The organism is Streptomyces gilvus (genome assembly GCF_022513565.1).
GTDB classification, from domain to species: domain Bacteria; phylum Actinomycetota; class Actinomycetes; order Streptomycetales; family Streptomycetaceae; genus Streptomyces; species Streptomyces gilvus.
In genome coordinates this window covers 59,860-85,430 of record NZ_JAKWBE010000020.1, presented here as the reverse complement: position 1 = coordinate 85,430, position 25,571 = coordinate 59,860, and the positions used below count along the sequence as shown (strand labels likewise).

At 70.7% G+C, this 25,571-nt stretch carries 21 protein-coding genes; 19 read left to right on the top strand and 2 right to left on the bottom strand.

Annotated features, from left to right (window positions below):
- Positions 1-8 precede the first annotated feature (8 nt).
- The 13 genes from MKW14_RS27295 to MKW14_RS27235 all read left to right on the top strand — a co-directional run bounded on the left by MKW14_RS27295 (position 9) and on the right by MKW14_RS27235 (position 14,115).
- Positions 9-1,529, top strand: a complete 1,521-nt coding sequence (locus MKW14_RS27295) for a UDP-N-acetylmuramoyl-L-alanyl-D-glutamate--2,6-diaminopimelate ligase (protein ID WP_240866630.1) — start codon at positions 9-11, stop codon at positions 1,527-1,529.
- Between the two features lie 4 nt (positions 1,530-1,533).
- Positions 1,534-2,949, top strand: coding sequence for a UDP-N-acetylmuramoyl-tripeptide--D-alanyl-D-alanine ligase (locus MKW14_RS27290; RefSeq protein ID WP_240866492.1), 1,416 nt, complete (start codon positions 1,534-1,536; stop codon positions 2,947-2,949).
- Complete coding sequence (gene mraY / locus MKW14_RS27285; protein ID WP_240866490.1) at positions 2,946-4,019, top strand: phospho-N-acetylmuramoyl-pentapeptide-transferase; 1,074 nt, start codon at positions 2,946-2,948, stop codon at positions 4,017-4,019. Before MKW14_RS27290 ends, mraY begins: the two co-directional genes overlap by 4 nt.
- Positions 4,001-5,434, top strand: a complete 1,434-nt coding sequence (murD, locus tag MKW14_RS27280) for a UDP-N-acetylmuramoyl-L-alanine--D-glutamate ligase (protein WP_240866488.1) — start codon at positions 4,001-4,003, stop codon at positions 5,432-5,434. The genes mraY and murD overlap by 19 nt, the downstream gene beginning before the upstream one ends.
- A gap of 20 nt (positions 5,435-5,454) precedes the next feature.
- Entirely contained in the window at positions 5,455-6,816 is a 1,362-nt protein-coding gene (gene ftsW / locus MKW14_RS27275; RefSeq protein ID WP_240866483.1) for a putative lipid II flippase FtsW, read from the top strand.
- Positions 6,817-6,822: 6 nt separating this feature from the next.
- Positions 6,823-7,920, top strand: coding sequence for an undecaprenyldiphospho-muramoylpentapeptide beta-N-acetylglucosaminyltransferase (murG, locus tag MKW14_RS27270; RefSeq protein WP_240866482.1), 1,098 nt, complete (start codon positions 6,823-6,825; stop codon positions 7,918-7,920).
- Positions 7,921-7,963: 43 nt separating this feature from the next.
- The gene (locus MKW14_RS27265; protein ID WP_240866480.1) at positions 7,964-8,767 is read left to right on the top strand and encodes a cell division protein FtsQ/DivIB; all 804 of its coding nucleotides are present in this window, start codon (positions 7,964-7,966) and stop codon (positions 8,765-8,767) included.
- Between the two features lie 278 nt (positions 8,768-9,045).
- A complete protein-coding gene (ftsZ, locus tag MKW14_RS27260) occupies positions 9,046-10,242 on the top strand; it encodes a cell division protein FtsZ (RefSeq protein WP_240866478.1) in 1,197 nt (398 codons plus the stop codon).
- A 10-nt stretch (positions 10,243-10,252) separates the two neighbouring features.
- Positions 10,253-10,990 (top strand): peptidoglycan editing factor PgeF, encoded by a 738-nt coding sequence (gene pgeF, locus MKW14_RS27255; protein ID WP_240866475.1) that lies wholly within the window; start codon positions 10,253-10,255, stop codon positions 10,988-10,990.
- Between the two features lie 5 nt (positions 10,991-10,995).
- A complete protein-coding gene (locus MKW14_RS27250; RefSeq protein ID WP_240866471.1) occupies positions 10,996-11,715 on the top strand; it encodes a YggS family pyridoxal phosphate-dependent enzyme in 720 nt (239 codons plus the stop codon).
- Positions 11,716-11,844: 129 nt separating this feature from the next.
- Positions 11,845-12,486 carry a cell division protein SepF gene (locus tag MKW14_RS27245; protein WP_240866468.1) on the top strand — a complete coding sequence of 214 codons (642 nt, stop codon included), beginning with the start codon at positions 11,845-11,847 and terminating at the stop codon, positions 12,484-12,486.
- 71 nt (positions 12,487-12,557) lie between these two features.
- Complete coding sequence (locus MKW14_RS27240; protein ID WP_016435858.1) at positions 12,558-12,842, top strand: YggT family protein; 285 nt, start codon at positions 12,558-12,560, stop codon at positions 12,840-12,842.
- Positions 12,843-12,894: 52 nt separating this feature from the next.
- Complete coding sequence (locus MKW14_RS27235) at positions 12,895-14,115, top strand: DivIVA domain-containing protein (protein ID WP_240866463.1); 1,221 nt, start codon at positions 12,895-12,897, stop codon at positions 14,113-14,115.
- A 240-nt stretch (positions 14,116-14,355) separates the two neighbouring features.
- On the opposite strand, the gene ileS is transcribed toward MKW14_RS27235, so the two are convergent.
- Complete coding sequence (ileS, locus tag MKW14_RS27230) at positions 14,356-17,493, bottom strand: isoleucine--tRNA ligase (RefSeq protein ID WP_240866459.1); 3,138 nt, start codon at positions 17,491-17,493, stop codon at positions 14,356-14,358.
- Positions 17,494-18,087: 594 nt separating this feature from the next.
- Here ileS and MKW14_RS27225 point away from each other — a divergent pair.
- From MKW14_RS27225 to MKW14_RS27200, 6 genes are all read left to right on the top strand, one after another.
- Positions 18,088-19,764 (top strand): TraR/DksA C4-type zinc finger protein, encoded by a 1,677-nt coding sequence (locus MKW14_RS27225; protein ID WP_308314637.1) that lies wholly within the window; start codon positions 18,088-18,090, stop codon positions 19,762-19,764.
- Between the two features lie 61 nt (positions 19,765-19,825).
- Positions 19,826-20,401, top strand: a complete 576-nt coding sequence (lspA, locus tag MKW14_RS27220; RefSeq protein WP_240866456.1) for a signal peptidase II — start codon at positions 19,826-19,828, stop codon at positions 20,399-20,401.
- 75 nt (positions 20,402-20,476) lie between these two features.
- Complete coding sequence (locus tag MKW14_RS27215; RefSeq protein WP_240866453.1) at positions 20,477-21,421, top strand: RluA family pseudouridine synthase; 945 nt, start codon at positions 20,477-20,479, stop codon at positions 21,419-21,421.
- Entirely contained in the window at positions 21,418-21,888 is a 471-nt protein-coding gene (locus MKW14_RS27210; protein WP_240866450.1) for a GNAT family N-acetyltransferase, read from the top strand. The genes MKW14_RS27215 and MKW14_RS27210 overlap by 4 nt, the downstream gene beginning before the upstream one ends.
- Positions 21,889-21,976: 88 nt before the next feature.
- A complete protein-coding gene (locus MKW14_RS27205) occupies positions 21,977-23,563 on the top strand; it encodes a Na+/H+ antiporter (RefSeq protein WP_240866447.1) in 1,587 nt (528 codons plus the stop codon).
- 72 nt (positions 23,564-23,635) lie between these two features.
- Positions 23,636-24,376, top strand: a complete 741-nt coding sequence (locus tag MKW14_RS27200) for an SDR family NAD(P)-dependent oxidoreductase (protein WP_240866445.1) — start codon at positions 23,636-23,638, stop codon at positions 24,374-24,376.
- A 24-nt stretch (positions 24,377-24,400) separates the two neighbouring features.
- Here MKW14_RS27200 and MKW14_RS27195 read toward each other — a convergent pair whose 3' ends face one another.
- Positions 24,401-25,531, bottom strand: a complete 1,131-nt coding sequence (locus MKW14_RS27195) for a mechanosensitive ion channel family protein (protein WP_240866443.1) — start codon at positions 25,529-25,531, stop codon at positions 24,401-24,403.
- Positions 25,532-25,571: the final 40 nt, after the last annotated feature.

Here is a 25,571-nt window from a genome sequence, read left to right as displayed (position 1 = left end):
GCGTTTCCGTGACCTATCCGGGGCCGCCACGACCGGTTCATGTCTCCGCCACACCCCTCGCGGAGCTCGCCGATCAGCTGGGTGCGGAAAGCCCCGAGAGCGCCGCGGAGGTCACGGGCATCACCCATGACTCACGCGCGGTCCGCCCCGGCGACCTGTACGCCGCCCTCCCGGGCGCCCGCCTGCACGGCGCGGACTTCGCCACCCAGGCCGCCGGCCTCGGCGCGGTCGCGGTGCTGACGGACCCGACCGGCGCCGAGCGCGCCGCGGCCACCGGCCTGCCGGTCCTGGTCGTCGACGACCCGCGCGGGCGGATGGGCGAACTGGCGGCCACCATCTACGGCCACCCGGGCCGCGACCTGCTGCAGATCGGCATCACCGGCACCTCCGGCAAGACCACCACCGCCTACCTCGTCGAGGGCGGTCTGAAGACCAAGAACAACACCGGCCTGATCGGCACGGTGGAGACGCGCATCGGCGACGAACGCATCAAGTCCGAGCGCACCACCCCCGAAGCCACCGATCTGCAGGCCCTGTTCTCGGTGATGCGCGAGCGCGGGGTCGAGGCGGTCGCCATGGAGGTCTCCAGCCACGCCCTGGTCCTCGGCCGGGTCGACGGCTGCGTCTTCGACATCGCCGTCTTCACCAACCTCAGCCCGGAGCACATGGAGTTCCACTCCGGCATGGAGGACTACTTCCAGGCGAAGGCGCAGCTGTTCACGCCGCGGCGCAGCAGACTCGGCGTGGTCAACGCCGACGACGAGTACGGCCGCCGGCTCGCGGTGGAGGCGACCGTCCCGGTCGTGACGTACTCCGCCGAGGGCCACCCGGACGCCGACTGGCGGGCCGAGGACGTCGTGATCGGCCAACTCGACTCCACGTTCACCGTGATCGGCCCCGAGGGCGAGCGCATCGAAGCCAAGGCGCCGCTGCCGGGCCCCTTCAACGTGGCCAACACCCTCGCCGCGATCGTCGCCCTGGCCGCCGCGGGCCTGGACCCGCAGGCCGCCGCCGACGGCGTCGCCGCGGTGCCGGGCGTGCCCGGGCGGCTGGAGCGCGTGGACGCCGGACAGCCCTACCTCGCGGTCGTGGACTACGCCCACAAGACCGACGCCGTCGAGTCGGTGCTGCGCGCCCTGCGCAAGGTCACCGAGGGCGGGCTGCACGTCGTGCTCGGCTGCGGAGGCGACCGGGACACAACCAAGCGCGGCCCGATGGGCGCCGCCGCGGCCCGCCTCGCCGACACCGCCGTACTGACCTCCGACAACCCCCGCTCCGAGGACCCCCTCGCCATCCTTGCAACCATGCTCGAGGGCGCCGCGTCCGTACCAGCACACGAACGCGGCGAGGTCCAGGTCTTCGAGGACCGGGCGGCCGCGATCGCGGCGGCCGTCGCCCGGGCACGGCCCGGAGACACCGTGCTCGTCGCCGGCAAGGGCCACGAGCAGGGCCAGGACATCGCCGGGGTGGTCCGTCCCTTCGACGACCGCCAGGTGCTTCGAGAAGCCATCCAGCAGACCCAGGGATGAACTTGTGATCGCCCTCTCTCTCGCCGAGATCGCCTCAGTCGTCGGCGGGCAGACGCACGACATACCGGATCCGTCCGTCCAGGTCACCGCTCCGGTCGTCCGGGACTCGCGGGAGGTGCAGCCGGGCGGGCTCTTCGTCGCCTTCGTCGGCGAGCACGCCGACGGCCACGACTTCGCCCAGCAGGTCGTGGCGGCGGGCGCGGTGGCCGTCCTGGGCTCGCGGCCCGTCGGCGTGCCCGCGATCGTCGTGGACGACGTCCAGGCCGCCCTCGGCGCCCTCGCCCGTCATGTCGTACGCCGCCTCGGCGCGACCCTCGTGGCGCTCACCGGCTCCGCGGGCAAGACCAGCACCAAGGACCTCATCGCCCAGGTGCTGCGGCGCAAGGCGCCGACGGTGTTCACGCCCGGCTCGCTCAACAACGAGATCGGGCTGCCGCTCACGGCCCTGTCCGCCACCGAGGACACCAGGTTCCTCGTGCTGGAGATGGGCGCCCGCGGCATCGGCCACATCCGCTACCTCACCGAGCTGACCCCGCCCCGGATCGGGCTGGTGCTCAACGTCGGCTCCGCCCACATCGGCGAGTTCGGCGGCCGCGAGCAGATCGCGCAGGCCAAGGGCGAACTCGTGGAGGCCCTTCCGTCGGCACAGGACGGCGGCGCCGCGATCCTCAACGCGGACGACCCGCTCGTACGGGCCATGGCGTCCCGGACGAAGGCGAAGGTGGTCCTCTTCGGCGAGGCCGACGAAGCGGACGTACGCGCCGAGAACGTGCGACTCACGGACACCGGGCAGCCCGCCTTCCGGCTCCACACACCCTCCGGTGCAAGCGATGTGACCATGCGCCTGTACGGTGAGCACCACGTGTCGAACGCGCTCGCCGCGGCCGCCGTCGCCCATGAGCTGGGCATGTCCGCGGAAGAGATCGCCACCGCGCTCTCCGAGGCGGACTCCCTCTCCCGCTGGCGCATGGAGGTCACCGAGCGACCGGACGGCGTGACCATCGTCAACGACGCCTACAACGCGAACCCCGAGTCCATGCGAGCCGCCCTGCGCGCGCTCGTGGCGATGGGCCGGGGGCGGCGGACCTGGGCGGTGCTCGGCAAGATGGCCGAGCTCGGGGACGAGGCGCTCGCCGAGCACGACGCGGTCGGGCGGCTCGCCGTCCGGCTCAACGTCAGCAAGCTCGTCGCGGTCGGGGGCAGGGAAGCGTCCTGGCTGCAACTGGGCGCATATAACGAGGGTTCGTGGGGTGAGGAGTCGGTGCACGTGTCCGACGCACAGGCGGCGGTCGACCTGTTGCGCAGCGAGTTGCGCCCGGGGGACGTCGTGCTCGTGAAGGCGTCCCGTTCGGTCGGCCTCGAGAGCGTCGCCCAGGCGCTGCTCGCGACCGGTGCCGAGGGTGAGGTCGCTGCCCGATGATGAAGCAGATCCTGTTCTCGGGAGTCATCGGTCTGTTCCTGACCCTGGTCGGCACCCCGCTGCTGATCAAGCTCCTGGCCCGCAAGGGCTACGGGCAGTACATCCGGGACGACGGCCCCCGTGAGCACGCCAGCAAGCGCGGTACGCCCACCATGGGCGGTATCGCCTTCATCCTGGCGACCGTCGCCGCGTACTTCCTGTCGAAGATCATCACCGGCTACAGCCCGAGCTACTCGGGCCTGCTGGTGCTCGGACTGATGTGCGGCATGGGGCTGGTCGGCTTCCTGGACGACTACATCAAGATCGTCAAGCGTCGTTCGCTGGGTCTGCGGGCCAAGGCCAAGATGGCCGGCCAGCTGATCGTGGGCATCAGCTTCGCGGTGCTCGCCCTGCAGTTCCAGGACGCCCGCGGCAACGCCCCGGCCTCCACCAAGCTGTCGTTCATCACGGACTTCGGCTGGTCGATCGGCCCGGTGCTGTTCGTCGTCTGGGCGCTGTTCATGATCCTCGCCATGTCGAACGGCGTGAACCTCACCGACGGTCTGGACGGCCTCGCCACCGGCGCCTCCGTCCTGGTCTTCGGCGCCTACACGTTCATCGGCGTCTGGCAGTTCCAGGAGTCCTGCGCCAACGCGCAGACCCTGACCAACCCCAACGCCTGCTACGAGGTGCGTGACCCGCTCGACCTCGCGGTCATCGCCTCCGCGCTGATGGGCGCCTGCCTGGGCTTCCTGTGGTGGAACACCTCGCCGGCCAAGATCTTCATGGGCGACACCGGTTCGCTCGCCCTCGGCGGTGTCCTCACCGGCCTGGCCATCCTCTCCCGCACGGAGCTGCTGGTGGCCATCATGGGCGGTCTGTTCGTCCTCATCACCATGTCGGTGGTCATCCAGGTCGGCTCCTTCCGCCTCACCGGCAGGCGCGTCTTCCGGATGGCGCCACTCCAGCACCACTTCGAACTCAAGGGCTGGTCCGAGGTCCTGGTGGTGGTCCGCTTCTGGATCATCCAGGGCATCTGCGTGATCGTCGGACTGGGCCTCTTCTACGCGGGATGGGCAGCGGACAAGTGACCGACCGGCAGGGGCTCTCCTGGGAGGGCAAGCACGTCACCGTCGCCGGGCTCGGCGTCTCCGGCATCCCGGCGGCCAAGGTGCTGCACGCGCGCGGGGCGATCGTCACGGTCGTCAACGACGGCGACGACGCACGCGCGCGTGAACAGGCCGCCGAGCTGGAGGCGCTGGGCGTCACCGTGCGCCTGGGAGACGGCGCGACCCTGCCCGACGGCACGGAGCTCATCGTCACCACGCCCGGCTGGAAGCCGGACAAGCCGCTGTTCACCGCGGCCCGCGAGGCGGGCGTCGACATCTGGGGCGACGTCGAACTCGCCTGGCGGCTGCGCGGACCCGACGCGGCCCCCTGGCTCGCCGTGACCGGCACCAACGGCAAGACCACCACCGTCCAGATGCTGGCGTCGATCCTGAAGGCGGCGGGTCTGCGCACGGCGGCCGTCGGCAACATCGGCGTCTCGCTGCTGGACGTCGTGCTCGGCGAGGAGCGGTACGACGTCCTGGCCGTGGAGCTGTCGAGCTATCAGCTCCACTGGGCGCCCTCCCTGCGGGCGCACTCGGCGGCGGTGCTCAACCTCGCCCCCGACCATCTCGACTGGCACGGCTCCATGGAGGCCTACGCCAGGGACAAGGGCCGTATCTACGAGGGCAATCGGGTCGCCTGCGTCTACAACGTCGCCGACAAGGCCACCGAGGACCTGGTCCGCGAGGCCGACGTCGAGGAGGGCTGCCGGGCCATCGGCTTCACCCTGGGCACCCCGGGTCCCTCCCAACTCGGCGTCGTGGACGGCATCCTGGTCGACCGCGCCTTCGTGGAGAACCGGCAGAAGAACGCCCAGGAGCTCGCCGAGGTCTCCGACGTCAATCCGCCGGCCCCGCACAACATCGCCAACGCCCTTGCCGCGGCGGCCCTTGCGCGCGCCTTCGGGGTGCCCCCCAAGGCCGTACGCGACGGACTGAGGAATTTCACGCCGGACGCGCACCGCATCGCGCACGTGGCCGACGTCGACGGGGTCGCCTACATCGACGACTCCAAGGCCACCAACACCCATGCCGCGGAAGCCTCATTGGCGGCATACGAGTCGATCGTATGGATCGCGGGGGGACTCGCCAAGGGCGCGACCTTCGACGAGCTGGTCGCCAAGTCGGCAAAGCGACTTCGCGGTGTCGTGCTCATCGGACAGGACCGCGCCCTGATCCGCGAAGCCCTCGCGCGACACGCGCCGGAAGTACCCGTCGTCGACCTCGACCGGACCGACACTGGGGCGATGCTCGCGGCCGTCCGGGAGGCCCGGCGGCTCGCGGTCGCAGGCGACACGGTGCTGCTGGCTCCCGCCTGTGCCTCGATGGACATGTTCACCAATTACAACAAGCGCGGTGACGCGTTCGCGGAGGCGGTTCGCGAACTCGGCTCCTGACCGACGCAGCGGAGGCGCTGATGCCCAGTAGCCGTACCGGACGGCCGCCCGTGCAGCGGCCCGTCAGACGTCCCGCCGCTTCCCGGCCGTCCCGTGACCATCCCCTGCGCCGCGCCTACGTCAACGCCAAGCGCGCCTGGGACCGGCCGCTGACGGCCTACTACCTGATCGCCGGCGGCAGTTTCCTGATCACCGTGCTCGGTCTGGTGATGGTCTACTCGGCCTCCCAGATCACCGCGCTGCAGATGTCCCTGCCCGGCTCCTACTTCTTCCGCAAGCAGCTGCTCGCGGCCGTGATCGGCGGCGTCCTGCTGCTGGTCGCCTCCCGGATGCCGGTCAAGCTGCACCGGGCGCTGGCCTACCCGATCCTCGCGGGCGCCGTCTTCCTGATGGCGCTGGTGCAGGTGCCGGGGATAGGGATGTCGGTCAACGGCAACCAGAACTGGATCTCCCTCGGCGGCTCCTTCCAGATCCAGCCCAGCGAGTTCGGCAAGCTCGCGCTGGTCCTGTGGAGCGCCGACCTGCTGGCCCGCAAACAGGACAAGAACCTGCTCAACCAGTGGAAACACATGCTGGTGCCGCTCGTGCCGGTCGCCTTCCTGCTGCTCGGGCTGATCATGCTCGGCGGTGACATGGGTACCGCGATCATCCTCACGGCGATCCTGTTCGGCCTGCTGTGGCTGGCCGGGGCGCCCACCCGCCTCTTCGTCGGCGTGCTGTCGATCACTGCCACCCTCGGTGTGATCCTGATCAAGACCAGCCCCAACCGCATGGCCCGGCTCGCCTGCATCGGCGCCACCGAGCCCCGCTCCGGGGGCGCCGACTGCTGGCAGGCCGTGCACGGGATCTACGCCCTCGCCTCCGGCGGAATCTTCGGCTCCGGGCTCGGTGCGAGTGTGGAAAAATGGGGCCAACTCCCGGAAGCGCACACGGACTTCATCTTCGCCGTCACCGGTGAGGAACTGGGCCTGGCGGGGACGCTGTCGGTACTCGCCCTCTTCGCGGCTCTAGGCTATGCGGGTATCCGCGTGGCCGGACGTACGGAGGACCCCTTCGTCAGGTATGCCGCGGGAGGCGTGACCACCTGGATCACCGCGCAGGCGGTGATCAACATCGGTGCGGTGCTCGGCCTGCTGCCGATCGCCGGCGTCCCCCTCCCGCTGTTCTCCTACGGAGGATCCGCCCTGCTGCCGACCATGTTCGCCGTCGGGCTGCTGATCGCGTTCGCGCGCGACGAGCCCGCTGCGCGGGCGGCGCTTTCCCTGCGGCAACCCCGCTTTGGTAGAAAGCGGGCGGGAGGGGCCGCGCGGGACCGGGGGCCTCGGAGATGGAACACGATGCGACGGCGCGCGCCCACGGCGCGGCCGTCCGGAGAGCGGTGAATTTCGGTGCATGTCGTACTCGCCGGTGGGGGGACCGCCGGCCACATCGAGCCCGCGCTCGCCCTCGCGGACGCCCTGCGCAGGCAGGACCCGACCGTGGGCATCACGGCCCTGGGCACGGAGCGGGGCCTGGAGACCACACTCGTTCCGCAGCGGGGCTACGAGCTCGCGCTCATCCCCGCCGTACCGCTGCCCCGTAAGCCCACGCCCGAGCTGATCACCGTCCCGGGCCGGCTGCGCGGCACGATCAAGGCGACCGAGCAGATCCTGGAGCGCACCAAGGCGGACGCGGTCGTCGGCTTCGGCGGCTATGTGGCGCTGCCCGGCTACCTCGCCGCCAAGCGCCTCGGTGTGCCGATCGTCGTCCACGAGGCCAACGCCCGCCCGGGCCTGGCCAACAAGATCGGCTCCCGGTACGCGGCCCAGGTGGCCGTCGCCACCCCGGACAGCAAGCTGCGCAACTCCCGCTACATCGGGATCCCGCTGCGCCACTCCATCGCCACCCTGGACCGGGCGGCCGCCCGTCCCGAGGCCCGGCACATGTTCGGCCTCGACCCCAACCTGCCCACGCTGCTGGTCTCCGGCGGCTCGCAGGGCGCCCGCCGCCTCAACGAGGTGGTCCAGCAGGTCGCTCCCTGGCTGCAGCAGGCCGGCATCCAGATCCTGCACGCGGTCGGCCCGAAGAACGAACTGCCGCATGTGCAGCAGATGCCGGGAATGCCCCCCTACATCCCGGTAAGTTACCTGGACCGGATGGATCTCGCGTACGCCGCGGCCGACATGATGCTCTGCCGCGCGGGCGCGATGACCGTCGCCGAACTCTCCGCCGTCGGACTCCCGGCCGCCTACGTCCCGCTGCCCATCGGCAACGGCGAACAGCGGCTGAACGCCCAGCCGGTGGTGAAGGCCGGCGGCGGGGTGCTGGTCGACGACGCGGAACTGACGCCCGACTGGGTGCGGGAGAACGTCCTGCCCGTGCTCGCCGACCCGCACCGGCTGTACGAGATGTCCCGCGCGGCAAGCGAGTTCGGCCGTCGGGACGCCGACGACCTGCTCGTCGGCATGGTGTACGAGGCGATCGCCGCCCACCGTGCACGCCGCTAGGGCTGACAGGGCTGTATTTCCGTGTAGGTGAAGGGCAGGGGCCGTGGCCGGACCGACGACCGTCGAGCGCGGGGAACGCCAGCAGGAGTCGTCCGGTCCGCCCCTCGCCCGGCGGTTGAGACGGTTGGTGCGGCGCCGGCTTCGTACGATCATCATGCTCGCGGTCGCGATGGTCTTCCTCGGTACGGCCGGTCTCTGGGCGTTGTACGGCTCCTCATGGACGCGCGTGGAGCGCGTGACGGTCTCCGGCACCCGGGTGCTGACGCCCACACAGGTGCGAGAGGCGGCCGAAGTCCCCGTCGGGGCGCCGCTGATTTCCGTCGACACCGATGCGATCGCGTCACGACTGCGCCGGAAACTGCCCAGAATTGACACGGTTGACGTGGTTCGTTCGTGGCCCCATGGAATCGGCCTGAAAGTGGTTGAGCGCACTCCGGTTCTGATTGTCCAAAAGGGCGGAAAGTTCGTCGAAGTGGACGGCAAGGGCGTCCGTTTCGCCACAGTTTCCGAGGCGCCGAAAGGCGCTCCCGCGCTCGAATTGAGCATCTCCCGCCCGGGTTCCGCCGCCGCGAGCCTGCGCCGCTTCGGCGAGGACCGGTTGGTGCGCGAGGCGGTGACCGTCGCCCGGTCCCTTCCGGCCGCCGTCGCACGCGAGACCCGGAGCGTCAAGGTGCGTTCCTACGATGACATCTCACTGGAGTTGGGCGACGGCCGCACGGTCGACTGGGGAAGCGGCGAGCGGGGCGCGCTGAAGGCCCGTACGCTCACGGCTCTGATGAAAGCGGCGCCGGACGCGCGGCGCTTCGACGTCTCGGTTCCCACCGCCCCGGCGTCATCGGGGAGTTGACGCACATCCGCGCAGGCCAGCACCCTGGTTGGGCAGCGCTATGGCTGATCACATAGGGTGAAAAGAAAAACGGGAGGTTCGGCGTGTTCGTTGAACGTGCGCCACTTGTCGACTTAGTGTCCTGTTCGGAAGACTCCAGCGAACAGTCACACTGGTAACCCTAAACTTCAACGTTAGGGTTCGGGTCGGCGCTACGGACCGTCCCATTCGGCATCAGTCGTCGGATCGCGCTCACCCGCGAATCGGCGACACGTAACTCGAGGCGAGAGGCCTTCGACGTGGCAGCACCGCAGAACTACCTCGCAGTCATCAAAGTCATCGGTGTCGGCGGCGGTGGTGTCAATGCCATCAACCGGATGATCGAGGTCGGTCTCAAGGGCGTCGAGTTCATCGCCATCAACACCGACGCGCAGGCGCTGTTGATGAGCGACGCCGACGTCAAGCTCGACGTCGGCCGCGAACTCACCCGCGGACTCGGCGCCGGAGCCAACCCGGCCGTCGGCCGCAAGGCCGCCGAGGATCACCGCGAGGAGATCGAGGAGGTCCTCAAGGGGGCCGACATGGTCTTCGTGACGGCCGGTGAAGGCGGCGGCACCGGCACCGGCGGCGCGCCCGTCGTGGCCAACATCGCCCGCTCCCTGGGCGCCCTCACCATCGGCGTGGTCACCCGCCCGTTCACCTTCGAGGGACGGCGCCGGGCCAACCAGGCCGAGGACGGCATCGCCGAACTCCGCGAAGAGGTCGACACCCTCATCGTCATCCCGAACGACCGGCTGCTGTCCATCTCGGACCGCCAGGTCTCGGTGCTCGACGCCTTCAAGTCCGCGGACCAGGTCCTGCTCTCCGGTGTCCAGGGCATCACCGACCTCATCACCACCCCCGGCCTCATCAACCTCGACTTCGCCGACGTCAAGTCCGTGATGTCCGAGGCCGGTTCCGCCCTCATGGGCATCGGCTCGGCCCGCGGCGACGACCGCGCGGTGGCCGCGGCCGAGATGGCGATCTCCTCGCCGCTGCTCGAGGCGTCCATCGACGGCGCCCGCGGTGTGCTGCTCTCCATCTCCGGCGGCTCCGACCTCGGCCTGTTCGAGATCAACGAGGCCGCCCAGCTGGTCAGCGAGGCCGCCCACCCCGAGGCCAACATCATCTTCGGCGCGGTCATCGACGACGCGCTCGGCGACGAGGTCCGGGTCACCGTGATCGCGGCCGGCTTCGACGGCGGCCAGCCGCCGGCCCGCCGGGACAACGTCCTCGGCTCGTCCTCGGCCTCCTCCCGCCGCGAGGAGCCCACTCCGGTACGGCAGCCCGAGTCCCGCCCGTCCTTCGGCTCGCTCGGCAGCGTCACGCCGAAGGAGGACCCGGAGCCCGCGCCCGAGCCGGTCGCCGACCTCCCGGTCTCCCCGCCGGTCCCGCCGTCGAGGTCCTACACCGACAGCGCGGCCGAGGAACTGGACGTACCGGACTTCCTCAAGTGATCCTTCTGACGTGATAGAGCAACGCTCGGACACGAGCACCGCGGGCGGCGCGCACTTCGCCTTCACCAGCCGGTGGGGCGGGGTGAGCGCCGTTCCGTACGAGGAGCTCAACCTCGGCGGAGCGGTCGGCGACGACCCCGACGCCGTACGCGCCAACCGGGAACTGGCGGCCAAGTCGCTCGGACTCGATCCGGCGCGGGTCGTCTGGATGAACCAGGTGCACGGCAACGACGTGGCCGTCGTCGACGGTCCCTGGGGTGAGCGCCCGGTGCCGGAGGTCGACGCCGTCGTCACCGCGCGCCGCGGACTCGCCCTCGCCGTGCTCACCGCCGACTGCACGCCCGTTCTGCTCGCCGACCCGGTCGCCGGGATCGTCGCCGCCGCGCACGCGGGCCGGCCCGGCATGGTCGCCGGGGTCGTCCCGGCCGCGCTACGCGCGATGACCGAGCTCGGCGCCGACCCCGCCCGGATCGTCGCCCGCACCGGACCCGCGGTGTGCGGGCGGTGCTACGAGGTGCCGGAGGCGATGCGCGCGGACGTGACCGCCGTCGAGCCCGCGGCGTACGCCGAGACGAGTTGGGGCACGCCGGCGGTCGACGTGACCGCAGGTGTGCACGCGCAGCTCGAACGGCTCGGGGTGCGCGACCTGGAGCGGTCGCCGGTGTGCACACGGGAGTCGGGCGATCACTTCTCGTACCGGCGCGATCGCACCACGGGGCGACTCGCGGGATATGTCTGGCTGGACTGAGGGGCATGACGGACCGTAAGGACGAACTCGCCGAAAACCTGGCGAAGGTGGAGCGTCGTATCGCCGACGCCTGCGCCGCCGCCGGGCGCGCTCGCGAGGAGGTGACGCTGATCGTGGTCACCAAGACGTATCCGGCGGACGACGTGCGGATGCTGGCGGAGCTCGGTGTGTGCCATGTCGCCGAGAACCGTGACCAGGACGCGGCCCCGAAGGCCGCCGAATGTTCGGATCTGCCGCTGACTTGGCATTTCGTTGGCCAGTTGCAGACCAACAAGGTTCGTTCCGTGGTCGGTTATGCCGATATGGTGCAGTCCGTCGATCGCGCCCGGCTGGTCACGGCACTCTCGAAGGAGGCGGTGCGGCAGGGGCGCGAACTCGGCTGTCTGATCCAGGTCGCGCTCGACGCGGACGAGAGCGGTCGCGGGGAGCGCGGGGGCGTCGGCCCCGAGGGAATCGAAGAGTTGGGCGAACTCGTCGCCCGTTCGCCGGGGCTGCGGCTGGATGGTCTGATGACCGTCGCACCGCTGACCGGGCCCTACGCGGGACGTGAACAGGCGGCGTTCGAGCGGTTGATGGATTTGTCGACCGACCTGCGCCGAGCTCATCCGGCTGCGAACATGGTCTCGGCAGGGATGAGTGCGGACCTCGAGCAGGCCGTGGCGGCCGGGGCGACACATGTACGCGTCGGTACGGCGGTACTCGGAGTCCGCGCACGGCTCGGGTAACGTCGCCAGGAAGTCGGACCACAGCAGAAAATATGGTCAATACCGCCGGAAGGCGGGCACAACGGCCTCGTGGATCGCGGGCACTTGACGGTCGTCAGTCGATCCACCACAGAGCGGAGGACTCAGAGCATGGCCGGCGCGATGCGCAAGATGGCGGTCTACCTCGGCCTCGTGGAGGACGATGGGTACGACGGCCGGGGATTCGACCCCGATGACGACTTCGAGCCCGAACTGGACCCCGAGCCGGAGCGGGACCACCGACGGCACGAGCCGTCCCACCAGTCGCACCTGGTACATCAGTCCCAAAGGGACGAAGAGGTGCGAATCGTGCAACCGCCCGCGCCGCGCGAGCCGGTCGCCCGTTCCGCTTCGCTACCCGCGGAATCCGGCCGTCCGGCGCGCATCGCGCCCGTGGCGTCCATCACACAAGAACGCGCAAGCCTGGAGAAGAACGCACCGGTGATCATGCCCAAGGTCGTGTCGGAACGAGAGCCTTACCGGATCACCACGCTGCACCCGCGGACCTACAACGAGGCCCGTACCATCGGGGAACACTTCCGTGAGGGCACCCCGGTGATCATGAATCTGACTGAGATGGACGACACAGACGCGAAGCGACTTGTCGACTTTGCGGCCGGATTGGTGTTTGGTCTTCACGGCAGCATCGAGCGGGTGACGCAGAAGGTGTTCCTGTTGTCGCCTGCTAACGTCGATGTCACGGCGGAGGACAAGGCCCGCATCGCAGAGGGCGGGTTCTTCAACCAGAGCTGAGACGCACGACCGGAAACAGCAGTACAAGTAGTACCCAGCAGCACGGAACAGGGGAGAGGGAAGCACCAGCAATGAGCGTGGTCCTGGATGTCATCTACATCGCGCTGATGTGCTTCCTCATCGTGCTCATCTTCCGGTTGGTCATGGACTACGTCTTCCAGTTCGCCCGCTCATGGCAACCCGGCAAGGCGATGGTGGTCGTTCTGGAGGCCACCTACACTGTCACTGATCCACCGCTCAAGCTTCTGCGGCGGTTCATCCCGCCGCTGCGTCTCGGGGGCGTGGCGCTCGACCTGTCCTTCTTCGTACTGATGATCATCGTCTACATCCTGATCTCGATCGTGAGCCGGCTGTGAGCGATGTGACCTACCGTCTTGCCGATGCCGACGACTACGTTGAGGTGAAGAGATGCCGTTGACCCCCGAGGACGTGCGGAACAAGCAGTTCACGACCGTCCGCCTCCGAGAAGGCTATGACGAGGACGAGGTCGATGCCTTCCTCGATGAGGTCGAAGCCGAACTGACCCGCCTGCTCCGGGAGAACGAGGACCTGCGCGCCAAACTGGCCGCGGCCACGCGCGCCGCTGCTCAGAACCAGCAGAACATGCGCAAGCCCCCGGAGGGTCCCGGCGGTCCGCAGGACCAGCAGGGAGGCATGCCGCAGCAGGGCATGCCTCAGGGCGGTATGCCGCAGGGCGGTATGCCTCAGGGCGGTATGCCGCAGCAGGGCATGCGCGGGCCGGGCGCCCCCGTACCCGCCGGCATATCGGGCCCGCCGCAGCAGCAGATGGGTGGCCCCATGGGTGGTCCGCCCCAGCTGCCGAGCGGTGCGCCGCAGCTGCCCGCCGGTCCCGGTGGACAGGGCGGCCCGCAGGGTCCCGGCCCGATGGGCCAGGGGCCGATGGGTCAGGGCCCCATGGGCCAGGGCCAGATGGGCGGCCCCATGGGCCAGCCCCCCATGCAGCAGCAGATGGGCGGCCCGATGGGTGGCCCCATGGGCGGTCCGATGGGCGGCCCCGGTCAGGGCCCCGGTGGCGACAGCGCCGCCCGTGTCCTCTCGCTGGCCCAGCAGACCGCCGACCAGGCGATCGCCGAGGCCCGTTCCGAGGCCAACAAGATCGTCGGCGAGGCCCGCAGCCGCGCCGAGGGTCTCGAGCGTGACGCCCGTGCCAAGGCCGACGCCCTGGAGCGGGACGCGCAGGAGAAGCACCGCGTCGCGATGGGCTCCCTGGAGTCCGCCCGCGCCACGCTGGAGCGCAAGGTCGAGGATCTGCGCGGCTTCGAGCGCGAGTACCGCACGCGTCTGAAGTCGTACCTGGAGTCGCAGCTGCGTCAGCTGGAGACCCAGGCCGACGACTCGCTGGCTCCGCCGCGCACTCCGGCCGCCGCGAGCCTCCCGCCGTCCCCGGCGCCCTCCATGGCCCCGGCCGGCGCGAGCGCCCCGTCCTACGGCGGCAACCAGGCCATGGGCGGTGCGCCGAGCCCCGCTGCCCCGTCCTACGGCGGCCAGCAGCAGATGACGCCGGCCATGACCCAGCCGATGGCTCCCGTCCGTCCGCAGGGTCCGTCCCCGATGGGCCAGGCCCCCTCGCCCATGCGCGGGTTCCTGATCGACGAGGACGACAACTGACGGCCGCGACACGGTGAGTAGTACGCCGTAGGCGTCGGCAGCGTTCAAAAGGGCGGGGCCCCGGATTCCGATCCGGGGCCCCGCCCTTTCGCTGCGCTTGGCTTGAGCCGGGCGCCTGGAGATGTGCCGCGTTCTGGTTTCTGGCGGGTGCGGCTTCGCTGTGGCTGGTCGCGCCCGCGCGGCGGTAGCCCGCACATTCGACACAGCCCCGTGCCCCTTGGGGGCACGGGGAACCGGTGTTTACGCCTTGCGCAGCCGGAACGTCAGCGACAGTCCTTCGTCGGTGAACGGCGACCCGTACGTGTCGTCCGCCTCGCCCTGGGCGAAGTCCGTCGCCAGGACCTCGTCCGCGATCAGACCGGAGTGCTCGCCCAGGGCCGCGACGACCGCGGGGTCCGTGGACGTCCAGCGCAGGGCGATCCGGTCGGCCACGTCCAGGCCGCTGTTCTTGCGGGCCTCCTGGATCAGCCGGATCGCGTCACGCGCGAGACCCGCCTGCCGCAGCTCCTCCGTGATCTCCAGGTCCAGCGCCACCGTCGCACCGGAGTCGGACGCCACCGACCACCCCTCACGCGGGGTCTCGGTGATGATCACTTCGTCCGGAGCCAGGGTGATCGTCTCCCCGTCGACCTCGACCGACGCCGTCCCCTCGCGCAGGGCCAGCGACAGGGCGGCCGCGTCCGCGTTCGCCACGGCCCTGGCGACGTCCTGGACCCGCTTGCCGAACCGCTTGCCCAGTGCCCGGAAGTTGGCCTTGGCGGTGGTGTCCACCAGGGAGCCGCCGACCTCGCTCAGCGACGCGAGCGCGCTGACGTTCAGCTCTTCCGTGATCTGACCGTGCAGCTCCCGGTCCAGGGAGTCGAAGCCCGCCGCCGCGACCAGCGCCCGCGACAGCGGCTGGCGGGTCTTGACGCCCGACTCCGCGCGCGTGGCCCGGCCGAGCTCCACCAGCCGCCGTACCAGGACCATCTGCTTCGACAGCTCCGGGTCGATGGCGGACAGGTCCGCCTCCGGCCAGGAGGCGAGGTGCACCGACTCCGGGGCGCCCGGGGTCACCGGCACCACCAGGTCCTGCCAGACCCGCTCGGTGATGAACGGGGTCAGCGGGGCCATCAGCTTGGTGACCGTCTCCACGACCTCGTGCAGGGTGCGCAGCGCCGCCTTGTCGCCCTGCCAGAAGCGGCGACGGGAGCGGCGGACGTACCAGTTGGACAGGTCGTCGACGAACGCCGAGAGCAGCTTGCCGGCGCGCTGGGTGTCGTACGCCTCCAGAGCCTGCGTCACCTGGTCGGTGAGCGCGTGGAGTTCGGACAGCAGCCAGCGGTCCAGGACCGGGCGGTCGGCGGGGGCCGGGTCGGCCTCGCTGGGCGCCCAGTCGGACGTACGGGCGTACAGGGCCTGGAAGGCGACCGTGTTCCAGTACGTCAGCAGCGTCTTGCGCACCACCTCCTGGATCGTGCCGTGGCCCACGCGGCGTGCCGCCCACGGCGAACCGCCGGCCGCCATGAACCACCGCACCGCGTCCGCCCCGTGCCGGTCCATCAGCGGGATCGGCTCCAGGGTGTTGCCCAGGTGCTTGGACATCTTGCGGCCGTCCTCGGCGAGGATGTGCCCGAGGCAGACGACGTTCTCGTAGGAGGACTTGTCGAAGACCAGGGTGCCGACCGCCATCAGCGTGTAGAACCAGCCGCGGGTCTGGTCGATGGCCTCGCAGATGAACTGCGCCGGGTAACGGCTCTCGAACAGCTCCTTGTTCTTGTACGGGTAGCCCCACTGCGCGAACGGCATCGAACCCGAGTCGTACCAGGCGTCGATGACCTCCGGCACGCGCGTGGCCGTCTTGGCGCACGTCGGGCACGCGAAGGTGACCTCGTCGATGAACGGGCGGTGCGGGTCGAGGCCCGACTGGTCCGTGCCGGTCAGCTCGGTGAGCTCGGCGAGGGAGCCGACGCAGGTGAGATGGTCGTCCTCGCAGCGCCAGATCGGCAGCGGGGTGCCCCAGTAGCGGTTGCGGGACAGCGCCCAGTCGATGTTGTTGTTCAGCCAGTCGCCGTACCGGCCGTTCTTGACCGTCTCCGGGAACCAGTTGGTGTTCTCGTTCTCCTGGAGGAGGCGGTCCTTGATGGCCGTGGTGCGGATGTACCAGGACGGCTGCGCGTAGTAGAGGAGCGCGGTGTGGCAGCGCCAGCAGTGCGGGTAGCTGTGCTCGTACGGGATGTGCCTGAAGAGGAGGCCGCGCTGCTGGAGGTCCTCGGTGAGCTTTTCGTCCGCCTTCTTGAAGAAGACGCCGCCGACCAGCGGGACGTCCTCCTCGAAGGTGCCGTCCGGGCGGACGGGGTTGACGACGGGGAGGCCGTAGGCGCGGCAGACCTTGAGGTCGTCCTCACCGAAGGCGGGGGACTGGTGGACCAGGCCCGTACCGTCCTCGGTCGTCACGTACTCGGCGTTGACCACGTAGTGCGCCGGCTCCGGGAACTCAACCAGCTCGAACGGACGTTGATACGTCCAGCGCTCCATTTCGGCGCCGGTGAAGGACTCGCCGGTGGTCTCCCAGCCCTCGCCGAGCGCCTTGCCGACGAGCGGCTCGGCGACGACGAGCCGCTCCGTGCCGTCGGTGGCGACGACATAGGTGACCTCGGGGTGCGCGGCGACCGCGGTGTTGGACACCAGCGTCCACGGGGTCGTCGTCCACACCAGGAGCGCGGCCCGGCCGGCCAGCGGACCGGAGGTGAGCGGGAAACGGACGTACACGGAGGGGTCGACGACCGTCTCGTAGCCCTGCGCCAGCTCGTGGTCGGACAGGCCCGTGCCGCAGCGGGGACACCAGGGGGCGACGCGGTGGTCCTGGACCAGCAGGCCCTTGCCGAAGATCTCCTTCAGCGACCACCAGACCGACTCGATGTACTCGGGGTCCATCGTGCGGTAGGGGTCCTGGAGGTCGGTCCAGTAGCCCATGCGGGTCGTGAGCGCCTCGAAGGCGTCCGTGTGCCGGGTCACCGACTCACGGCACTTGGCGTTGAACTCCGCGATGCCGTACTTCTCGATGTCCTGCTTGCCGCTGAAGCCGAGCTCCTTCTCGACCGCGAGCTCCACCGGGAGGCCGTGGCAGTCCCAGCCGGCCTTACGGGCCACGTGGTAGCCGCGCATGGTGCGGAAGCGGGGGAAGACGTCCTTGAAGACGCGAGCCTCGATGTGGTGGGCGCCGGGCATGCCGTTGGCGGTGGGCGGGCCCTCGTAGAACACCCATTCGGGGCGGCCCTCGGACTGTTCCAGGGTCTTGGCGAAGATCTTCTGTTCGCGCCAGAAGTCGAGCACCGCGTGCTCGAGCGCGGGCAGGTCGACCTGGGCGGGCACCTGGCGGTACGTCGGCGTTGTCATCAGCGAGCTTCCTCCGGCGGACTTGCTGCCTTCCGTCCGGAGGGACGAGAGCCGAGTCTTTCCGTACGCCGGTTTCGGCGCGCTCCCGCGGTACCACCCTCCTTGGCCCGCCGACGCCTGGTACCCGTCGGTGAGCCCCCTCATTGGGGTCGCGATGCCGGTTCTACTGCCCCTCGCGGGGGTTCCTCCGGCGGCTCCGGGGTGATCTTCGCGTCGCGCTCGCCCCCGGGCTTCCACCGTCCCCGGGTCGCTCTGGGCTGCGTACGCCGCTACTCGTCCCCATCCACGCTTTTCGCTCCGCCCAGTGTACGGCGCCGTGCGGACAGCGGCCGACCGGTTTTCGGGTACTCGGGGGCGGCGGTGCCCTACGGCCGGATGTGACCCGAACGGAGCGGTACGCGTGTTCGGATCCTGGGACGGACGGCACGGCGGATTACCCCGCGGGGAGCTGGGCACAACGCTTGCAGGCTTGCGGAGTGGCGTGCGTGAGCCGGGCGAATCGGGCGGTGTGCCCCGTTGCCGCGGGACTCAAGTCGATTTATCGTCCCAGCACGATTCGCGTGCAAGATCACAATATGTGAAGGGGCCGCGGCCATGGTGGCGAAGAAGACCGCCGTACAGCAGTCGGCGTCCGGCAGGTCCACACAGGCCTCGGGCGGTGCGGCCAAGGATGTGAGCGGCAAGAAGCGGGTGAGGACGGTACGGGGGGCCGCCGGCGGGCAGGGGGAGAGGCCGCAGAGCCCTCCGGGCACGGGGAGCGCGACGACCGCGAAGAAGCCGGCCGGCAGGTCGGCGACGGCGGAGAAGGCCGCTGCGAGGAAGCCGCCGGCGGAGAAGCCGGCGGCAGCGGAGACGTCCGCAGCCGAGAAGACGGCAGCGGAGAAGGCGGCAGAGGAGAAGACGGCGTCGAAGAGCACCGCGGCGAAGAGGGCCGCGGCCGAGGAAACCGCGGCGGGGAAGCCGGCTGTGGCGAGGAAGGCGGCGGCCAATAAGGCGGCGTCGAAGAAGACGGCGTTGCAGAGCACTGCGGCGAAGAGGGCCGCGGCTGGGGAAACCGCGGTGGAGAAGCCGGCCGCGGTGAGGAAGGCGGCGGTCAATAAGGCGGCGTCGGAGGGCACCGCGGCGAAAGGGGCCGCGGGTGGGGAAGCCGCGGCGGGGAAGTCGGCTGCGGTGGGGAAGGCGGCGCGCACCAAGGCGGCGTCGAAGGAGACGGCGTCGGAGGGCACCGCGGTGAAGAGGGCCGCGGCCGAGGAAACCGCGGCGGGGAAGCCGGCCGCGGTGAGGAAGGCGGCGGCCAACAAGGCGGCGCCGCAGAGCACTGCGGCGAAGAGGGCCGCGGCTGGGGAAACCGCGGCGGGGAAGCCGGCTGCGGTGAGGAAGGCGGCGGGCACCAAGGCGGCGTCGAAGAAGACGGCGGCCAAGGAGACGGCCGCGAGCAAGAAAGCGGCGGCCAAGGAAACGGCCGCTAGTAAGAAAGCGGCGGCCAAGGAGACGGCCGTGGGTAAGAAGGCGGCGGGTAAGGGAGCGGCCCCGGGTAAGAAGGTCGCTACGAAGAAGACCGTCGCCAAGAAAGCCGCAGCGAAGAAAGCCGCGGTGAAGAAGGCCTCTGGGAAGGAGGGGGTCGCTGAGCGGGCGGTTGTCGGGAAGGCGGTCAGCGGGGAGGCGGGCGGGGGCAAGGGTGCCGCCAGGAAAGCCGTCGGCGTCGAGAAGGCCGCCGCGGTGAAGAAGAGCAAGAGCAGGGCCAAGAAGGCGGGCGCGGCGCAGACCGCGGAGCAGACGGGAGCCACGACAGTGGTTGCGAAGAAGACTCCTGGCACGGCCACGGCGGCGAAGAGCGCCGTACCCAAGGCGCGGATCGCGGCGGCTGTGGAGCCGGGCGAGCTCGCGGTGCGCCCCGGTGAGGACCCCTGGACGCCGGAGGAGGTCGAGGAGGCGCGTGCGGAGCTGCTGTCCGAGGAGCAGCGGCTGCGTGACGAGATCACGTCGTCGGAGCAGGCCCTTCAGGGTCTGATGCGGGACTCCGGGGACGGCGCGGGCGACGACCAGGCGGACACCGGCGCCAAGAACATCACGCGCGAGCACGAGATGGCGCTCGCGGCCAACGCGCAGGAGATGCTCACCCAGACCGAGCACGCCCTGCAGCGGCTGGACGCCGGCACCTACGGGCTGTGCGAGAACTGCGGCAACCCCATCGGCAAGGCCCGTATGCAGGCCTTCCCCCGGGCCACCCTGTGTGTGGAGTGCAAGCAGAAGCAGGAACGCCGGTACTGAGGGCCCACACCCGCGTGCCGTACCCTCGTGCTCAGTCAGGTACCTAGGTCGAGGGACTCACGTGGCAGAGGCGGAGCGCATCATCGGTACGCCGGATTCCCCGCAGGCGGCGGGGGCCGAGTCGCAGCAGGACGGGTCGGCGCGGCCCAAGGGCAGGCGCAAGATCGCCGTGCTGTTCACGGTGGCCGCCTTCGCGTACACGCTCGACCTGGTCAGCAAGCTGCTCGTGGTCGCGAAGCTGGAGCACCACGCGCCGATCGAGCTGATCGGTGACTGGCTGAAGCTCGAGGCGATCCGAAATGCGGGCGCGGCCTTCGGCTTCGGCGAGGCCTTCACCGTGATCTTCACGGTGATCGCGGCGGCGGTGATCGTGGTGATCGCCCGGCTCGCCCGCAAGCTCTACAGCCTGCCCTGGGCGATCGCGCTGGGCCTGCTGCTGGGCGGCGCGCTCGGCAACCTCACGGACCGGATCTTCCGCTCGCCGGGCGTCTTCGAGGGCGCGGTGGTCGACTTCATCGCCCCCAAGGGCTTCGCGGTCTTCAACCTGGCCGACTCGGCGATCGTGTGCGGCGGCATCCTGATCGTGCTGCTGTCCTTCAAGGGACTTGACCCGGACGGCACCGTCCACAAGGACTGAGCCCCGGATCCGGCCGGACCCCGGTTGTCCACAGGCGCGGTCGGGACGGTCGGCGCGGTCCGGCATACTCGACGGGTGAGCACGATTCCCGAGATCCGTACCCTGCCCGTGCCCGACGGCCTGGAGGGCGAGCGCGTCGACGCTGCCATCTCCCGCATGTTCGGCTTCTCCCGGACGAAGGCCGCGGAGCTCGCCGCGGCGGGGAAGGTCACGGTCGACGGCTCGGTGGTCGGCAAGTCCGAGCGGGTGCAAGGCGGCGCCTGGCTCGAGGTCGAGATGCCGCAGGCGCCCGCGCCCGTGCAGGTGGTCGCGGAGCCGGTCGAGGGCATGGAGATCGTGCACGACGACGATGACGTGGTGGTGATCGTCAAGCCGGTCGGTGTGGCCGCCCACCCGTCGCCGGGCTGGACCGGGCCGACGGTCATCGGCGGACTCGCCGCGGCGGGCTATCGCATCTCCACCTCCGGTGCCGCCGAGCGCCAGGGCATCGTGCACCGGCTCGACGTGGGCACCTCCGGGCTGATGGTGGTCGCCAAGTCGGAGCGCGCCTACACCTCCCTCAAGCGGCAGTTCAAGGAGCGGACGGTCGACAAGCGGTACCACACGCTCGTCCAGGGCCACCCCGACCCGACCAGCGGCACCATCGACGCGCCCATCGGCCGCCACCCCAACCACGACTACAAGTGGGCGGTCACGGCCGACGGCAAGCCGTCCGTCACGCACTACGACCTCATCGAGGCGTTCCGCGCGGCCTCCCTGCTCGACGTGAAGCTGGAGACCGGCCGCACCCACCAGATCCGCGTCCACATGGCCGCCCACCGCCACCCCTGCGTCGGCGACCTCACCTACGGCGCCGACCCCACCCTCGCCAAGCGGCTGCACCTGACCCGGCAGTGGCTGCACGCCGTCCGGCTCGGCTTCGAGCACCCCGGGGACGGCGAGTGGGTGGAGTTCGCGAGCGACTATCCGGCCGACCTGCAGAAGGCCCTGGACCAGGTCCGCGAGGAGACCTACGGATGAGCACACGCGCGTACGACGTACGGATCGCCGAGGACCCGGCCGACCTGGAGGCCTGCTTCGCGGTGCGCAAGGAGGTCTTCGTCGGCGAGCAGGGCGTGCCCGAGGACATCGAGTACGACGCGTACGACGCCGTGGCCCTGCACGTGCTGGCCGTGCGCGACGACGGGATGCCGCTCGGCACCGGGCGGCTGCTGCACGGGGAGGCGGCCGCGGCGAAGGTCGACGGCGACCTCTCGGTGGGCTCGCTCGGGCGGCTCGCCGTCACCCGGGAGGCGCGCGGCCTCGGCGTCGGCGTGGCGCTCGTACGGGCCATCGAGGACGCGGCACGCGCGCGGGGGCTGAGGGCGGTGGACCTGCACGCGCAGACGCACGCCCTGGGGTTCTACGAGCGGCTGGGGTACGAGGCGTACGGGCCGGAGTACCCGGAGGCGGGGATCCCGCACCGGGCCATGAGGCGGACCCTGTAACGCCGGGGGCCTAAAAGGCTGGTGGGACCGGTGCCGTGGCAGGCTTGAAGTCCGCCTCCCGTCCGTCGATCCTCCCGGAGCGCTGACCGTGGATCAGTTGGCCCTGCTGTTCGTCCTGTTGCTCGGGGCCGTGCTGAGCGTGCCGCTGGGGGACCGGTTCGGGGTGCCGGCGCCGGTGCTCATGACCCTGCTCGGGGTCGCCCTCGCGGTGGCCGACTTCGTGCCGAACGTGAACGTCCCGCCCGAGCTGATCCTGCCGCTGCTGCTGCCGCCCCTGCTGTACGCGGCGGTGCGCCGCACCTCCTGGCGGCAGTTCGCGGCGAACCGGCGGCCGATCTTCCTGCTGGCCGTGGCGCTGGTCTTCGTCACCACCCTCTGTGTGGCCGTCATGGCCCACGCCATCGTGCCGGGACTGCCCGTCGCCGCCGCCGTCGCGCTCGGCGCCCTGGTCGCGCCGCCCGACCCGGTCGCGGCGACCGCGGTCGCGGGCCAACTGGGCCTGCCCCGCCGCCTGGTGTCCATCCTGGAGGGCGAGGGCCTGTTCAACGATGTCACGGCGATCGTGCTCTATCACGTCGCGGTCGCCGCCGCCCTGAACGGCGAGTTCCACGCGGGCCGCGCCGCCCTCGACCTGGTGCTGTCCGCCGTGGTCGCCGTCGCGATCGGCGTCGCCCTCGGCTGGGGCGCCAACCGGCTCCTCGACATGCTCGGCGACGCCACCCTTCAGGTCGGCCTGACGCTGCTCGTGCCGTACGCCTCCTACGTGCTGGCCGAGGAGCTGCACGGCTCCGGGGTGCTGGCCGTGCTCACCACGGCGCTGTTCCTCGCGGAGTACGCGTCCGATCCCGACGACGTGATGACCCGGCTGGCCGGGCACACCTTCTGGGACATCGTCGACACGCTCGTCACCGGCGTCGCCTTCGGGTTGATCGGCCTGGAGCTGCACAACGCGATCCGCACCGCGTCCGGGCGGTGGGGCGAGATGCTCGGCTGGGCGGGGGCGGTGCTCGCCGTGGTGGTGCTGGTCCGGCTCGCCTGGCTGCTCCCGGCGACCTGGCTCACCAAACGGCTGCACGCCAGACGGGACCACGACGAGGACATCCCGATGGGCTGGCGGGAGACGATCGTGATGTGGTGGTCCGGGATGCGGGGCGTGGCCTCGGTCGCGCTGGCCCTGGCGATCCCCCTGACCACGGACGACGGTTCGGCCTTCCCCGACCGGGACGAGATCGTCTTCATCGCGTTCGGCGTGATCATGGGCACGCTGGTGCTGCAGGGCCTGACCCTCCCCTGGCTGGTGAAGAGGCTCGGGGTGCAGGCCGACACCGAGCACGAGAAGGCGTTCGAGAAGGAACTCGCCGTGCGTGCCGCCAAGGCGGCCAAGCGCAGACTCAAGGAGATCGAGGAGGTCGAGGACCTGCCGGACGAGTTGTCGGAGCAGATGCTGCGGCGGGCCCTGGAGATCGGCGTGCGGATCAGCCCGGAGATTGGCGAGGAGGAGCGGCGCGAGGCGCACGAGATGCGGGTGCGCCGGCTCAAGCGGATGCGCCGGATCCAGGGCGAGTTACTCAGCGCCGCACGGCACGAGGTGATGGCCGCGCGCAGCGAGCCCGGGGCGGACCCGGAGATCGTGGACCGGGTGCTCCGCCATCTCGATGTGCGTAGTTTGCGGTGATCCACATTGCGGGCTCGTGGCGCGCGGCCGAATGGCGCCCGGGCGCCCGCTGATCCGTTCTAGGGTCGGATCATGGCTCGCAATGTTGTGATCAGCGGTGGAGGTACGGGAATCGGGCTCGCGGCGGCGCGGGTGTTCGCGGATGAGGGGGATCAGGTCCTGCTGCTCGGGCGGCGCGCCGAGGTCCTGCGGAAGGCCGATGTGCCGGGGGCGTCGACGTACGCCGCCGACCTGGCCGACACCGCCGCCGTGCGCGGGGTCGCGGAGTTCGTGGCGCAGGAGTTCGGGACCGTGGACGTGCTGATCCACGGCGCCGGCGGCACCGGGCAGCTGGAGCCCCCGGCCGAAAGCGAGGACCCGCTCGACCGGGTCGCGCACAACTGGACCGTCAACTTCCGCATCAACACCCTGACCGCCGCCCTGCTCACCGAGGCTCTCAAAGACCGGCTCGCCTCCCCGGGCGGACGGGTGCTGTTCGTCAGCTCCATCGCCGCCTACCGGGGCTCCGGCAGCGGGGCCTACGGGGGCGCCAAGGCCGCGCTGCATCCGTACGCCCACGACCTGGCGCGGGAGTTGGGGCCGCGCGGGATCACCGCGAACGTGGTCGCGCCCGGCTACATCGAGGACACCGAGTTCTTCGGGCCGGCCATCGACCCGGCCCGGCGCGAGCGGCTCGTCGCCGACACGCTCGACAAACGCGCCGGCACGCCCGGTGACGTCGCCTCGACGCTGCACTGGCTGGCCTCGCCGGGCGCGGCGCACGTCACCTCGCAGGTGATCCAGGTCAACGGGGGCGCCGAGCGCGGGCACTGAGCCCGCACCGGCCCCCCGCTTCGGCTACTCGCGCGCGCGGCGTGCCGCGGCGGCGTCGCGGTGGCCGTCGAACTGCCCGTTCACCCGGCCGTCCGGGTGGTCGTCGAGAGCGGGCCGGCTCGGCGGCAGGGCGGCGTCGGCCGTGTTGACGCGGGGCAGCGCGTACGGGTGCTCCGCGCACAGCCAGCTGAGCATCTGCTCGCGCACCGCCACCCGTACCGTCCAGATGTCGTCCGCGTCCTTGGCCGTGACCAGGGCGCGGACCTGGATGGTGTTGGGCGTGGAGTCGGTGACCACGAGGTTGTGGGCGCGGCCGTCCCAGGCCGGGCACTCGCGCAGGATGTCCCGCAGCCGCTCCCGCATCGCCTCCACGGGCGCCGAGTGGTCGAGGTGCCAGTAGACGATGCCCGTCATCTGGTTGCTGCCGCGCGACCAGTTCTCGAACGGCTTGGAGGTGAAGTACGACACCGGCATGGTGATCCGGCGCTCGTCCCACGTCCGCACGGTCAGGAACGTCAGGGTGATCTCCTCGACCGTGCCCCACTCGCCGTCCACCACCACGGTGTCACCGAGCCGCACCATGTCGCCGAAGGCGATCTGCAGTCCCGCGAACATGTTGCCCAGCGTCGACTGGGCGGCGACACCGGCGACGATGCCGAGGATGCCGGCCGAGGCCAGCAGCGAGGCACCGGCCGCGCGCATCGCGGGGAACGTCAGCAGCATCGCGGCCACGGCCACCACACCGACGACCGCCGAGACCACGCGCATGATCAGCGACACCTGGGTGCGCACCCGGCGCACCCGGGCGGCGTCGTGGTGGGCGCGGGCGTACCGGCTGTAGGAGGTCTCGACGACCGCCGCCGCGATCCGGATCACCAGCCAGGCCGCCGCCCCGATCAGCACCAGGGTCAGGAACTGGCCCACCGCGACCCGGTGTTCGCGCAGCAGCCGGGCCTGGTCGTAGGAGCCTCTGAGCAGGGCGGCGCACAGCACGAGCTGGTAGGGGGTGCGGCCACGGCGCAGCAGACCCCACAGCGGGGTCTCGCTGTGGCGTCCGTCTGCCTTGCGCAGCAACTGGTCGGTGGCCCAGCCGATCACGAGCGTGAGGACGACCGAGCCGCCGACCACGATCAGCGGGCGGAGTACGTTCTCCATGCCTCCGAACCTAACCGGCTCCCGGGGGTCATGAACATGT